The sequence below is a fragment of the Phenylobacterium sp. RIFCSPHIGHO2_01_FULL_69_31 genome (genome assembly GCF_001824475.1).
Classification (GTDB): Bacteria; Pseudomonadota; Alphaproteobacteria; order Caulobacterales; family Caulobacteraceae; genus Phenylobacterium.
On record NZ_MHXN01000018.1, the window covers coordinates 1 to 13,061 of the forward strand.

Sequence of the window (13,061 nt, forward strand, 5' to 3'; positions counted from 1 at the left end):
CCACTTCGTGGTCCCCCTCCCCCGCCTTGCGGGGGAGGAGCAATCGCTCAGTAAAGCTTCGCCATCGCCGAGCGGTCGAAGGGCGAGAGGTCGTGGTGGCGGCCTTCGCGGATCTTCACCACCCATTCGGGATCCTGCAGCAGGGCGCGGCCGACGGCGACGAGGTCGAAGTCGCCGCGGTCCAGCATGCGCTCCAGGGCCTCCAGCGACGCGGGCTCCGAGCGCTCGCCGGCAAAGCCCGCAATGAACTCGCCCGACAGGCCCACGCTGCCGACGCTGATGGTGGGCACGCCGGTGACCTTCTTGGCCCAGCCGGCGAAGTTGAGGTCGCTGCCCTCGAACTCCGGCTCCCAGAACCGGCGCTGCGAGCAGTGGATGATGTCGGCGCCGGCCTCGACCAGCGCGCCCAGCCAGGCCTCCAGGGCCTTGGGATCCTTGGCCAGCTTCACCTCGTAGTCCTGCTGCTTCCACTGGCTGACGCGGATGATCACCGGATAGTCCGGTCCCACGACGCGGCGGACGGCGCGCAGGATCTCGGCGGCGAAGCGGGCGCGGCCCGGCAGGTCCTTGGACCCGTACGCATCCTCGCGGACGTTCGTGCCCTCCCAGAAGAACTGGTCGATCAGGTAGCCGTGGGCGCCGTGCAGCTCGATGGCGTCGAAGCCCAGGCGCTTGGCGGCGGCGGCCGCGTCGGCGAAGGCGCGGATGGCGTCGGCCACCTCGGCGTCGGTCATCGCCTCGCCGAACTTCTTCTCGGGGCGGGACAGACCCGAGGGGCTGTCGTACGGGCCGGGCGGGGTCCAGTCCTCGCTACGGGTCTTCACCGCGCCGACGTGCCAAAGCTGCGGGGCGATCAGGCCCCCGCCCTCGTGCACCTCGTCAGCAACGTGGCCCCAGGCCGCCAGCTCCTTGTCGCCGTGGAAGCGCGGGACATTGGGGTCGTTGAGCGAGGCCGGACGGTCGACGCCCGTCCCCTCGGTGACGATCAGGCCCACCTGGTTCTCGGCGCGGCGCCGGTAGTAGGCCGCTACCTCCTCCGTCGCCACGCCGCCCGGCGAAAACGATCGGGTCATCGGCGCCATGACGATGCGGTTGGGCAGCGTCAGTCCCTTGAAGGTGAAGGGCGTGAACAGAACGTCGGAAGCCATGTGATCCCCGCAGATTTTCAAACGCCTGTTTAGCCCAGCGACGCGGCTTCGCCAGACAGAAAACCTGATCGGCGCCTCAGCAATCGCCCAGCAGCGCCCGGCGCCGCGCCAGGCTCTCGGCCGGCCATTGCTTGGCCATGTCGTAGTAGATCTCGAACGCCGGCACGTCGGGCGGCAGGCGCACCCAGGGCAGCTTGCTGCGGGTGAAGATGTGAACGTCGGGGCTGAGGGCCGCGCGGTCGTCAAGGGTGGTGGCGCGCAGGAAGCTCATCGCCTTGCGGTCGCCATAGTCCGACCAGAGCGTCGTGCCGCAGCCCGTGCAGCGATAGACTAGGTGCGGCCGGCCGCTGTCGGTGGGCATGGCCGTGGGCGCGATCTCGCCCGACAGCACCTGGATCCGGTCGGTCTCGATCAGGGCGTTGATCACGAAGGCGCTGCCCACCTGCCGCTGGCAGTCGCTGCAATGGCAGCAATGGACGAACATGGGGCCCGACGTCAGACGGTAGCGGACCGCCCCGCATGCACAGCCACCCTCGAGCTCACCCACCTCTCGCCTCCGAATTTCGCGCGGCGTCTTTCAATCCTGAAAAGTTGACGCTAGCGTCATCTTTCTTGACTCGCCTGCCCTGCGGTATCATCGTTCGGGCTGAACCAATGCGGGCGCTGCAGACCCGCCGCCAGGAGGTAACCCATGGACGACGCCTCGATCGATGTGAAGCGCGCGGCGCGCGACGCGGCCTATTCGATGCCGCTGGAACAGATCAACGTCGCCGACCCGGAGCTCTTCCGGACCGACAGCATGTGGCCCTACTTCGAGCGCCTGCGGAAAGAAGACCCGGTGCACTGGGCCGAGTCCGGCTTCGAGGATGTGGGCGGCTACTGGTCGGTCACCAAGTACAACGACATCATGGCGGTCGACACCGACCACGGGCGCTTCTCGTCGGAGCCGACGATCGTGCTGCCCGACCCGGCGGAAGACTTCACCCTGCCGATGTTCATCGCCATGGACCAGCCGAAGCACGACGTGCAGCGGAAGACCGTGAGCCCGATCGTCTCGCCGGCGAACCTGGCCCGGCTGGAGCCGATCATCCGCGAGCGCGCCGGCGCCATCCTCGACAGCCTGCCGATCGGCGAGGAGTTCAACTGGGTGGACAAGGTGTCCATCGAGCTGACGACCATGACGCTGGCGACCCTGTTCGACTTCCCCTGGGAAGATCGCCGCAAGCTGACCCGCTGGTCCGACGTGGCCACCGCGGCGCCGGATAGCGGCCTGTTCAGCTCCACCGATCCCGAGATCGCTGAGCAGGAGCGCCGCCAGGAGCTGTTCGAGTGCGTGGACTACTTCATGCGCCTCTGGAACGAGCGGGTGAACGCCCCGCCGCAGCCCGACCTGATCTCGATGCTGGCCCACGGCGAATCCACGCGGAACATGGACCGCATGGAGTACCTCGGGAACCTGATCCTGCTGATCGTCGGTGGCAACGACACCACCCGCAACTCGATCTCCGGCTCGATCCTGGCCCTCAGTCAGAACCCGGACCAGGAAAAGCTGCTGCGGTCGGACCACAGCCTGATCCCGGCCATGGTCTCCGAGACCATCCGCTGGCAGACCCCGCTGGCCTACATGCGCCGCACGGCGCTGGAGGACGTGGAGCTGGGCGGCAAGACCATCAAGAAAGGCGACAAGGTCGCCATGTGGTACGTCTCGGGCAACCGTGACGAAGAGGTCATCGAGCGGCCCAACGATTACTGGATCCAGCGGCCGCGGGTGCGCCAGCACCTGTCGTTCGGCTTCGGCATCCACCGCTGCGTTGGCAACCGCCTGGCCGAGCTCCAGCTCAAGATCATCTGGGAAGAGATCCTCGCCCGCTTCCCGCGGATCGACGTGGTGGGCCCGCCCAAGCGGGTCTATTCGTCCTTCGTGAAGGGCTACGAGGACCTGCCGGTCATCATCCCGACCCGGAACTGAGCCGGTCGGCTCTGAACACCGGAAACGCAAAACGGGCGCCCGTGGAGTCCTGATCCGCGGGCGCCCGATTTCGTTCGATCGGCCCGCGCCTTGCTCTGGGCCGCCGGCGCAGGTTTGTTGGAGCCCATGGAAAGCCGGTTCGAGGTCGATACGTCGCGTGGTCAGGTGTGGTTCTGGGGACGCGACACCGGCCGCCCGATCCTGCTCGTGATCAGCGGGGCGTTCGCCACGGCGGACTTCTTCTGGAACATCCAGAGGGCGTTCCCCGACGCCGACGTGCTTCGGACCCACCTGCCGGGCAACCATTGTCCAGCGCTCTCCGAGATCTCGATTGCCGCCTTCGCCCAGGCTTTGGACGAGGCCCTGGCGGCGCGCTGGCGGGATCGGCCACTCATGGTCTTCGGGGCGTCGGTCGGGGGTATTGTCGCGCTGGGCCTGCGCCACCCATCGGTGCGGAGGGTCGTGACGATCGAGCCCCCTCTGCTGACGGAGGGCGTCTGGCCGCTGCTGCATTTCCGAGCTCAGACGCCCCCCGGCGGGGAGGCGTTCGTCTGGAACATCTTCGGCATCGGCCCGGATACGATCGAGCCTCGCGATCACACCTGGGTGCTGGACGATCTCCGGACGCCTTCCCTCGCCGTCATCGGGGGCGTTCCGCTAGAGCCGCCGAGACCCTTCAAGACGATGCCGAGCCTGATCAACGACGCCACGCTCGCCCGCCTGGCGGCCCATGCCCTGATCACCGTCGAAACCATCGCCGAGGCGGGGCACAACGTGGCCCGCGACGCCAACGGCCCCCTGCACCGCCTGGTGGGCGGGTGGTGGAACGCGGCGTTCCCCGAGGCCGGCATCGTCCTCTAGCGTAAGTCTGCAAGCGCCCCCGCATGGCCGCCACGGGCGGTTGACGCCCCGGCGCGCACGGTCTCCTCTTGCGCCGATCAAGCGGGGGGCTTGGGAGGAAGAGACCATGATCCGAACCAGCTTTGCCGTCGTCGCCGTCGTGGGGGCGCTGGTCGCCGGGCCGGCTTTCGCCGCCGAGAACCTGTCCGCCCACCTGGGCGGAGCGGGGTCGCCCGATACCGACGGGGCCGGGCACGCCACGTTCAAGGTCGACGCGGCCAAGAACGAGGTCTGCTACGAGGTCATGGTCGAGAAGATCGGCGCGGCCACGGCGGCGCACGTGCACAAGGGTGCGGCGGGCGCCTCGGGCCCGCCTGTCGTGCCGATGAAAGCGCCGGACGCGGCGGGCAAGAGCGCGGGCTGCGCCACGGCCGATGCGGCGGTGGTGAAGGACATCCTGGCCAACCCGGCGGGCTACTACGTCAACGTCCACAACGCCGAGTTCCCCGGCGGGGCGATCCGCGGACAGCTCTCCAAGTAGAGACCGCGGCGCCGCCCTCTGGGGACCGCAGAAAACGCAGAAGGACGCAGAAGGCATAGCAGACACGGCTCTTCTGCGTTTTCTGCGTCTTCTGCGGTTGGATCCTTACGGCGCTGGCGCGCCAAGGCAGGCTCGCGGCGCGGTCTTCTCTCCTCACCCATAGGAAGGGGAGAGTGAGCGTGGCCGGCCGGCCTAACGCTTGGGCGGCGGCTTTGCGGCGGCCGGCGCGCCCTTGGCTGGCGGGGTGGCTGCGGCAGGCGTGATGGGGGCGAAGGGTTCGGGGGGCGGGTCCCAGGCGCTCATCAGGTTGATGACCACCTTGGCGACGCTGTCGGCCGAGACCACCGCGCCGCCCCCGACGCCCTCGCACACGACCCGATAGGCCGCGTAGGTGTCGGCGGCCTCGTTCGCCGGCCCCCACTCCGGCTGAGGATTGACCTTGCTGACCAGCAGGCCGCCCGAGCGGGAGAAGGCCGAGAACTCGCGCCAGCGGGTGCGCTGGGCGTCGCAGTCATATTCGGTGAGGGTGCGCACATAGCCCGGTGTGGGCGGATTGCCGCTGAGGATGTTGCGCTGGACGCGGACGGCCCACGCCTTTCGCACGGGCGAGCCGGGCGTCGTCTCGATGCCGCTGGCGTCCATGACCGTCCAGGCGTCGGCGCCCGATTGGGTGATGTAGAAGATCTTCGCCTGGGCCGAGCTCGACGCCAGCAGCGTCGCGGCCGCGGCGGCGGCGAAAATGCGGAGGCGGATCAGCGGCTTTTGCACGGCGCCTGTAGCTATAACGTGCGGATTAAGAGAGGCCTACAGCCTTCCGCCGAGCGGTTCCGCCTGTGGCGCAGGCGCCGCAGGTGCGAGATATCACCGTTGTGCGTTGCGGCTTTGGCTTTCAATGCAGGCTGTCCTTCCGGTTCAGTGCACGAGTCGAGCGCTCTCAAAGAAGCGCCATTGGGAAGGAACGAAGCGTATGAAGATCGCCCTGCTCTGCAGTGTCAGCGCCCTTGCGGCCGGAACCCTGGTTTTGGGGGCGCCGACGTTCGCCCTGGCCCAGGACCAGGCCGACCAGGGCCCCACCATCGAAGAGATCGTGGTCACCGCCCAGATGCGGGAGCAGAGCCTGCAGGACGTGCCCGTGGTGGTCACCTCGGTAAACGCCCAGCAGCTGCAGGACGCCGGCGTCCGCGACATCAAGGACCTGACGATCGTGGCCCCGGGCCTGACCGTCACCTCCACCAGCAGCTCGGCGATCACCACCGCCCGCATCCGCGGCATCGGCACGGTCGGCGACAACCCCGGCCTGGAATCGTCGGTGGGCGTGGTGATCGACGGCGTGTACCGCCCGCGGAACGGCGTGGCGTTCAGCGACCTGGGCGAGACCCAGCGGATCGAAGTGCTGAAGGGCCCGCAGGGCACGCTGTTCGGCAAGAACACCACCGCCGGCGTGATCAACATCATCACCGCCAAGCCCTCGTTCAACGTCTCGGCGACGTCGGAGGTGCAGGTCACCAACTACGACGGCTTCGGCGCCTCGGGCTCGCTCAACGGCCCGCTGATCGACGACCTGCTGGCCGCCCGGGTCTATGTCGCCGCCCGCGAGCGCGACGGCTATTACAAGACCGTCGGGCCGGACAACAACGACCAGGACTTCTACACCGGCCGGGCCCAGTTCCTGCTGACGCCGTCCGAGAACTTCGACCTGAACGTCTCGGTCGACTACACCAAGCGCGACGAGCGCTGCTGCGGCGCGGTGCAGATCCAGAACGGGGCGACCCAGGCGATCATCCAGGCCCTGGCGCCCGGCGGGCTGGCCAACCCGCCGGACCCGGACGAATTCCGCGACTACAGCAACCGCAGCTTCCTGAAGACCGTGGTCGACACCGGCTGGGCGGCTGAGGCCAACTGGAACACGCCGTGGCTGGGCGGCGCCAAGCTGACCGCCATCACCGCCCTGCGCCACTGGAAGCAGACCGGCGGGGCCGACGTCGACTGGACGGCGGCGGATATCCTCTATTCCCCGACGCTGAAGCAGAGCTCCAACCCCGGGTCGAGCAAGTTCCAGACCTTCAGCCAGGAGGTTCGCCTGGCGGGCGCCACCGACCGGCTGAACTGGCTGATCGGCGCCTTCTACACCCGTGAGGACCTGGACCTGCACGTGCGGACCGTGACCTACGGGACCCAGTACGAGCAGTATGTAAGCGCCCTGTTCGGCGGCCAGCTGCCGCTGTTCACCGGCCGGCCGGCGACGGGCCAGACCTTCGTGGCCGGTAACGGCCAGGACGACCTTTACAGCCAGCGGGAGGAGGGCTTCTCGCTCTTCACCAACAATAGCTTCCAGGTCACCGAGGCGCTCGAGCTGACCATGGGCCTGCGCTACACCTGGGAAGACAAGGATCTCAAGACCTTCTGGAGCAACACCGACGGCGGGATCGGCTGCGCCACGGCGCTCGCCCGGGCCGCGGCGATCGGCGGACCGGTGCCGGCGACGGGATCGCTGATCCGCGCCGGCGGGCTGCTGGGCGCTGGTCCGTATCAGGTGCTGTGCGCGGCCTCGAACAGCCCGCGGTTCGGCCAGATCCGCAACAACGATCAGTCGCTGAGCGAGAAGAAGCTGACCGGGACGGCGAAGATCGCCTACCGCTTCTCGCCCGAGGTCATGACCTATGCGTCCTACGCCCGGGGCTACAAGGCCGGCGGCTTCAACCTGGACCGCATCGCCACGACCAACCAGACGGTGGCGGGCCGGCCCACCGAGCCGGTGCTGGACACCAGCTTCGCGCCCGAGACGGTCGACTCCTACGAGCTGGGCTTCAAGAACACCCTGTTCGACCGCAGCCTGCTGCTGAACGCCACGGTGTTCTACCAGAAGTACAAGGACTTCCAGCTCAACGCCTTCAACGGCCTGGTCTTCTCGGTGGCCTCGGTGCCGAAGGTGATCTCCAAGGGCGTGGACCTGGACTTCATCTGGGCCTCGCCCATCGAGGGCCTGAAGTTCAACGGCGGCGTCACCTACGCCGAGACCTACTATCCGAAGAGCAACCCGCTGTTCCTGGGCGCCAACCTGCCCGGCTCGCGGCTGTCGCTGGCGCCGCTGTGGTCCGGCTCGCTGGGCGTGACCTACGAGCGGGCGATCAACGACGACCTGATCGGACGCGTGGCGGTCAACTCCAAGAGCGTCTCCAGCTACAACACCGGCTCGGACCTCGATCCGGTGAAGAACCAGCCGGGCTTCACCCTGGTGAACGCCCGCGTCGGCCTGACCTCGGCGGATAAGCGCTGGGCGGTGGAGGCCTTCGCCCAGAACCTGTTCAACGACGTCTACTACCAGGTGGGCTTCAACGCCGTTCTGCAGTCGGGGTCGTACGACGCCTTCCTGGGCCAGCCGCGCACCTACGGCGTGGCCCTGCGCTACAGCTACTGAACGTAGAGCCCGCGCCCCGGCCTGGGGCGCGGGCCTTCCTCCGCAGACAAGGCGCCCCTGCCCCCTGGACATGGGCTGAGTTTGCTGTGATCTCCCGGCTTGGGAGAGCGCAGGAGCTGGGCGTGATCGAGACCGGAGAGCACCTTCGACAGGCGCGCCTGGCCATGGGCTGGAGCGCCGCGGACCTGGCCCGCGCGCTGCGCTTCGCCGCCAATCACGGCGAGAGCCGGATCCTGGAGATGGAAGCCGGCAAACGACAGATCTCCGGCCCGGTCACGGTGGCCGTCGAGGCCCTGCTTCGCGGCTTCGTCCCCGACGGCTTCGTGCCCCCCGCCGACCCCGCCGCGCCGCGCCCACGGCGCTGATCGCCCTGGACCATCAGTCGCGCCGCGGCGCGCCGCCCGCCCGGGCGTCCAGGGGCAAGCCCAAGGTAAAGCGGACGCCGTCCGGGTCGAAGACGAGCATGGCGTCGGCCCCCAACTCGCGTCCGACGCCGCGTTCGAGCAGGCGCGTGCCGAACCCCCGGCGCTCGGGCGGGCGAACGGGCGGGCCGCCGCGCTCACGCCAGTGGAGCCGCAGCCGCTCGCCCGATACCTGCCAGCCGACGGTCACCTGTCCGGCCGGCGCGGTTAGCGCGCCGTACTTGAGAGCGTTCGTGGACAGCTCATGCAAGGCCATGGCGATGCTCAAGGCCTGCCGGGGCGTGAGCCAGACGGCGGGACCGTCCGCCGCCAGCCGCCCCTCCGCCGCCCAGTGGCCGGTCACCCGATCCACCACATCGGCCAGGCTCGCGCCTTCCCAGTGGGTTGCGGTCAGCAGGTCGTGGGCGGCCGAGAGGCTCTGCAGCCGCCCCTCGAAGACGTCCAGGAACTCGGCCACCGGCGCGCCGCGTGCGGCGCTCTGGGTCGCCAGCGCCTGGACCGTAGCCAGGGTGTTCTTCACCCGGTGGTTCAGCTCATTGATCAGCAGCCGCTGCTGGTCCTCGGCCGTCACATGGTCGTGGATGTCGCTGGACGAACCCACCCAGGCGGCGATCTGGCCGTCCGGGGCCTTCAGCGGCTCGGCCCGCGCCAGGTACCAGCGGTAGGCGCCGTCCCGCCGCCGATACCGGCATTCGGTCTCGTAGGGGGTCCCAAGCGCCCGCGCCCGCGCCCAGGCCTCCGCCACCCGGTCGGCGTCCTCGGGATGCAGGATGTCCACCCAGCCGTTCGGCAGGGCCTGGTCGGAGGTCTGCCCCGAATACTCGTACCAGCGGTCGTTGAAGTAGTGGAGTTCGCCGTCCGGCGCCCCGAACCAGACGAAAGCCGGCAGGGTGTTCGTCAGGGCGCGAAGGCGATCCTCGCTCTCACGCTGGCTCTGCTCGGCGTTGCGCCGGTCCTCGATGTCGATGACCGAGCCCACATAGCCCAGGAACTCGCCGTCGTTGGACAGCCGAGGCGCGGCGGCGTCGATGCACCAGCGGTAGGCCCCGTCGTGACGCCGCAGGCGGTATTCGATCCGGAGCGGCGCCCGCGCCTCGACCGCCTCCCTGAAGGCCTGCTCGGCCATGCTGCGGTCGTCGGGATGAGTGGCGTCGAGCCAGCCGAACCCCTCGCCTTCGTCCGCCGTCTGGCCGGTAAAGCGACGCCAGCTGCGATTGAGATAGACGCAATAGCCCGTGGGGTCGGTCACCCACATCATCACCGGCGCATGGTCGGCCATGTTGCGGAAGCGCGCCTCGCTTTCGGTCAGGCGATCGCGCTCGGCCGTGAGGGCCCGGTCGGCCATGATCCGCGCGGTGGTCTCCATCACGATCGCCATCACGCCGGCCGGCCGACCGTCCTCACCCAGGACCGGCGAGTAGTCGAGGTCCATCCAGACCTGCTCGGGACGGCCGTGGCGGTGAAGCGTGAGCTCCTGGTCGCGGTACTGCAGGGTTCCGCCCGCCAGGCCCACCCGCATGACGTTGTCGTTGAAGGCGGCGACCTCCGGCCAGCCCTCGCGCACGTTGCTGCCGAGAAGCTGCGGGTGGCGGCCGCCGGCGAAGACCGAATAGGCGTCGTTGTAGAGCATGACGCCGGCTTCACCCCACAGCATCACGATCGGAACGGGCGACAGCAGGATGGTGGTCAGGGCCGTTCGCAGGCTCTGCGGCCATTGCGCGATGTCGCCGAGCGGCGTCGCAGACCAGTCCCGCTCGGCGATCAGCCGCCCAGCCTCTCCGCCTGCCTCGCACAGGGTTCGGGCGAAGGTCATGCGGACGGTGGCCGACAACGGGGCGGGGTCATCTCAAACGCCAAATCCGACACGTCCCTGCCCGCCCTGCACGCCGCCCGAAAGGTCAGGCCGATCGTGACAATGCGGCGGGTCCTTCCGTGTTCCCGCGACCACGGCAAAGCCCACCGACCGGGCCGCCGCCTCGGTCGGCCCACAGCGACGGGGGCAAAAGGTCGCACGAGGTTCAAACGCGACCTTAAGGCTCCGCCGTCCGAAGGTGGAGCATGCCTGCGCCTCGCCGCCTGTCCCCGACCGAACTGGCCCTCGAGTATTTCTACTCGCGGACCTACCGCGCCCAGTACGTGCTCCGGATCGGCACGATCGGCCTGGTGGCGGCCGCCTGCCTGCACTTCGACCTGCTGTCGCCGCTTCTGGCCGGGCTTTGGGTCGTCGCCTTCCTGGCCTGCGAACTGGTGATCTGGGCCTGGTGGCGGCGGATCGCGCCGCGCCTGGGCACGCTGGACCTGTCCACCGCCCGGCGGCGGCAGCGTGAGATGATCTTCTTCTGCGCCCTGTCGACCAGCGCGGCGGCTGCGCCGTTCTTCGTCAATCCGGCCCCGTCCACGGCCGCGGCCGTCGTCAGCGTCCTGTTCTGCGCGGGCGTGCTGATGCTTATCGCCGCGCAGCAGAGCATGACCCGAAACATGTTCCTGTGGACGGCCCCCCTCCCCGCCCTGGCCATGATCCGCAACATGATGCTGCTGGGGAACGGCGAGCCGCCACTGATCATGGCCGCGCTGGCCTTCTGCTTCGTCGTGAACGCTCGCCAGCTTCAGCTCTCCAACGCCAGGGCGGAGGCGCGGATGGTGCGGGGCCAGGCAGACGCGCAACGGGACAACGACGCCAAGCGCGAGTTCCTGGCGACCGTCAGCCACGAGATCCGGACGCCGCTGAACGGGGTCCTGGGGATGGCCGAGGCGATGGCCGGCGACACGCTGAGCCCTGCCCAGGCCGAGCGCCTGGACGTGGTGCGCCGCTCGGGTCACGCGCTGCAGACGCTGCTGAACGACATGCTGGACCTGTCCAAGATCGAGGCCGGAAAGCTCGAAGTGGAGATCGGGCCGTTCGACCTCGCCCAGGCCGTGACCGCGGCCGCCGAGCCCTTTCTGGCCAGCGCCCGCGGCAAGGGTCTTCGCCTGCACGTGGACGTGGCGGACATCCGCGGCCACTTCGCCGGAGACGCGAACCGCACGCGTCAGATCGTCACCAATCTCGTCTCCAATTCGGTGAAGTTCACCGAGCGGGGCGAGGTGACCGTCCGCGGCCGGCGTGTCGGCAACGGCGTCGAGCTGGAGGTGTGCGATACCGGCATCGGCATGTCCCCGGACGCGCTGGACCGGGTCTTCGACCGCTTCGCCCAGGCCGACCCCGGCGTCGCCGGGCGCTACGGCGGTACGGGGCTGGGGCTCTCCATATGCCGCGACCTGGCCGCGCTGATGGGCGGTCGGATCGAGGCGACCTCCCAAGCCGGGGCGGGGTCCCGCTTCCAGCTGTTCCTGCCGCTTCCGTCGGCGGCCGCTCCGCAGGCGACCGGGGCGGCGCTGCACGCGCGGCCGGCGGCTGCGGATCTGAGCGCGTTGCGCATCCTCGTGGCGGAGGACAATCCCACCAACCAGCTGGTCCTCCAGCATCTGTTGGGCGCCTTCGGAGACGTCGCGCTCACCATGGTCGAAGACGGCCGGGCGGCGCTGGAAGCCTATGAGCGCGAGCCGTGGGACCTAGTCCTGATGGACATCAACATGCCGGTCCTGGACGGCGTCGGGGCGACCGTGGAGATCCGCGCCCACGAGCGCGCGGCGGCGCGGCCGCGGGTCCCGATCCTGGCGCTGACGGCCAACGCCATGTCCCACCAGGTTTCCGGCTATCTGGCCGCGGGACTCGACGGCGTGGTGGCCAAGCCGGTGAGCGCCGGACAGCTCTTGGCGGCGATCACCGCGGCCATGACCCCGCCGGAGACGGCCGAGGCGGAGCGCGAGGGCCCGGCGGCTGCGCCGGCGGGCGGAAGGTGGTAGGTCTGGTCGGGCGCGCCACACCCAAGCGGACCAGATCGTGCCTAACCCCCACCGGATCTACACAACCAGCGTCGCCAGCGTCTATCCGCTCTACGTCGCCAAGGCGGAGCGGAAGGGGCGCACCAAGGCCGAGGTCGACGAGATCATCCGCTGGCTGACCGGCTTCAGCCAGGAGGCGCTGGACGCGCAGCTGGCCGAGAAGACGGATTTCGAGACCTTCTTCGCCCAGGCGCCGCGCCCCAACCCGGCCCGGGCCGAGATCAAGGGCGTGGTCTGCGGCGTTCGCGTCGAGGAGGTCGCCGAGCCCCTGATGCGTGAGATCCGCTACCTGGACAAGCTCATCGACGAGCTGGCCAAGGGAAAGGCCATGCAGAAGATCCTGCGCGGATAGCGGAGCGGGCTGCCGAGCGCCCGACGCGGAGCCGCCCGCGTAAGCCAGTCCCTCCGCCGAGCCGCGCGGACCGGGCGATCAGGCGAGAACGGCGCCGGGGCGGCCCGTGCCCTCGACCGCGCGGCCGATGGCGTCGAAGAGCGCTTGCATCTGGACCGGCTTGTGAAGCAGATCTTCGGCGCCCGCCGCCAGAGCCTGGCCGCGGATGTTCGGGCCGTTGTCCGCGGTGACAACGATGATCGGAAGGCTGGCCTTGGCGTCTCCGCGGGCCCGGATCTGACGGATGGCCGCAAGGCCGTCCATGCCGGGCATACGAAGGTCCATCAGGACGAGATCGAACGCGTCGGCGTCCAGGATGGACAGCCCCGTCTCGGCGTCCTCGGCTTCGATCATCACGACCTCGGCCGACTCGAGCATGCTCTTCACGACTTTCCGGTTCATGGCGTTGTCGTCGACAAACAGCACGCGCACTTGGGTCTCCAGGAG

At 69.1% G+C, this 13,061-nt stretch carries 12 protein-coding genes; 7 read left to right on the forward strand and 5 right to left on the reverse strand.

Translation table 11 applies throughout. The annotated features are described in order from the left end of the window. Nucleotides 1-47 precede the first annotated feature (47 nt). Nucleotides 48-1,148: an NADH:flavin oxidoreductase gene (locus A2790_RS12495; RefSeq protein ID WP_293392008.1), complete on the reverse strand. Its 1,101-nt coding sequence runs from the start codon at nt 1,146-1,148 to the stop codon at nt 48-50. Nucleotides 1,149-1,224: 76 nt separating this feature from the next. Continuing rightward, nucleotides 1,225-1,695 carry a GFA family protein gene (locus A2790_RS12500; protein ID WP_293392010.1) on the reverse strand — a complete coding sequence of 157 codons (471 nt, stop codon included), beginning with the start codon at nt 1,693-1,695 and terminating at the stop codon, nt 1,225-1,227. Nucleotides 1,696-1,839: 144 nt separating this feature from the next. Between A2790_RS12500 and A2790_RS12505 the strand changes: the two genes are divergently transcribed. The 3 genes from A2790_RS12505 to A2790_RS12515 all read left to right on the forward strand — a co-directional run bounded on the left by A2790_RS12505 (nt 1,840) and on the right by A2790_RS12515 (nt 4,498). Beyond that, complete coding sequence (locus A2790_RS12505) at nt 1,840-3,117, forward strand: cytochrome P450 (RefSeq protein ID WP_293392013.1); 1,278 nt, start codon at nt 1,840-1,842, stop codon at nt 3,115-3,117. A 126-nt stretch (nt 3,118-3,243) separates the two neighbouring features. Continuing rightward, nucleotides 3,244-3,978, forward strand: a complete 735-nt coding sequence (locus tag A2790_RS12510) for an alpha/beta hydrolase (RefSeq protein ID WP_293392015.1) — start codon at nt 3,244-3,246, stop codon at nt 3,976-3,978. Nucleotides 3,979-4,084: 106 nt separating this feature from the next. Next, the gene (locus A2790_RS12515; RefSeq protein ID WP_293392017.1) at nt 4,085-4,498 is read left to right on the forward strand and encodes a CHRD domain-containing protein; all 414 of its coding nucleotides are present in this window, start codon (nt 4,085-4,087) and stop codon (nt 4,496-4,498) included. A 192-nt stretch (nt 4,499-4,690) separates the two neighbouring features. Here the strand turns inward: A2790_RS12515 and A2790_RS12520 are convergent, their stop codons facing one another. Next, the gene (locus A2790_RS12520) at nt 4,691-5,266 is read right to left on the reverse strand and encodes a surface-adhesin E family protein (protein ID WP_293392019.1); all 576 of its coding nucleotides are present in this window, start codon (nt 5,264-5,266) and stop codon (nt 4,691-4,693) included. 199 nt (nt 5,267-5,465) lie between these two features. Here A2790_RS12520 and A2790_RS12525 point away from each other — a divergent pair, with 199 nt between their 5' ends. Continuing rightward, entirely contained in the window at nt 5,466-7,916 is a 2,451-nt protein-coding gene (locus A2790_RS12525; protein ID WP_293392021.1) for a TonB-dependent receptor, read from the forward strand. Nucleotides 7,917-8,038: 122 nt separating this feature from the next. Beyond that, a complete protein-coding gene (locus A2790_RS12530; RefSeq protein ID WP_293392024.1) occupies nt 8,039-8,281 on the forward strand; it encodes a helix-turn-helix transcriptional regulator in 243 nt (80 codons plus the stop codon). A 13-nt stretch (nt 8,282-8,294) separates the two neighbouring features. Here A2790_RS12530 and A2790_RS12535 read toward each other — a convergent pair whose 3' ends face one another. Next, complete coding sequence (locus A2790_RS12535) at nt 8,295-10,169, reverse strand: PAS domain S-box protein (protein WP_293392027.1); 1,875 nt, start codon at nt 10,167-10,169, stop codon at nt 8,295-8,297. 227 nt (nt 10,170-10,396) lie between these two features. Between A2790_RS12535 and A2790_RS12540 the strand changes: the two genes are divergently transcribed. Together A2790_RS12540 and A2790_RS12545 are read left to right on the forward strand one after the other, a co-directional pair. Continuing rightward, nucleotides 10,397-12,184, forward strand: coding sequence for an ATP-binding protein (locus A2790_RS12540; protein WP_293392030.1), 1,788 nt, complete (start codon nt 10,397-10,399; stop codon nt 12,182-12,184). A gap of 37 nt (nt 12,185-12,221) precedes the next feature. Continuing rightward, on the forward strand, nt 12,222-12,575 hold the full coding sequence (locus A2790_RS12545; protein WP_293392033.1) for a DUF2200 domain-containing protein: 354 nt from the start codon (nt 12,222-12,224) through the stop codon (nt 12,573-12,575). A gap of 78 nt (nt 12,576-12,653) precedes the next feature. Here A2790_RS12545 and A2790_RS12550 read toward each other — a convergent pair whose 3' ends face one another. Beyond that, on the reverse strand, nt 12,654-13,046 hold the full coding sequence (locus tag A2790_RS12550) for a response regulator (protein WP_293392036.1): 393 nt from the start codon (nt 13,044-13,046) through the stop codon (nt 12,654-12,656). Nucleotides 13,047-13,061: the final 15 nt, after the last annotated feature.

What these genes read in the sequence shown, in the direction of transcription:
- A2790_RS12495 (WP_293392008.1), bottom strand. Translation starts at nt 1,148, where the DNA reads ATGGCTTCCGACGTTCTGTTCACGCCCTTCACCTTCAAGGGACTGACG.
- A2790_RS12505 (WP_293392013.1), top strand. Translation starts at nt 1,840, where the DNA reads ATGGACGACGCCTCGATCGATGTGAAGCGCGCGGCGCGCGACGCGGCC.
- A2790_RS12510 (WP_293392015.1), top strand. Translation starts at nt 3,244, where the DNA reads ATGGAAAGCCGGTTCGAGGTCGATACGTCGCGTGGTCAGGTGTGGTTC.
- A2790_RS12515 (WP_293392017.1), top strand. Translation starts at nt 4,085, where the DNA reads ATGATCCGAACCAGCTTTGCCGTCGTCGCCGTCGTGGGGGCGCTGGTC.
- A2790_RS12525 (WP_293392021.1), top strand. Translation starts at nt 5,466, where the DNA reads ATGAAGATCGCCCTGCTCTGCAGTGTCAGCGCCCTTGCGGCCGGAACC.
- A2790_RS12540 (WP_293392030.1), top strand. Translation starts at nt 10,397, where the DNA reads ATGCCTGCGCCTCGCCGCCTGTCCCCGACCGAACTGGCCCTCGAGTAT.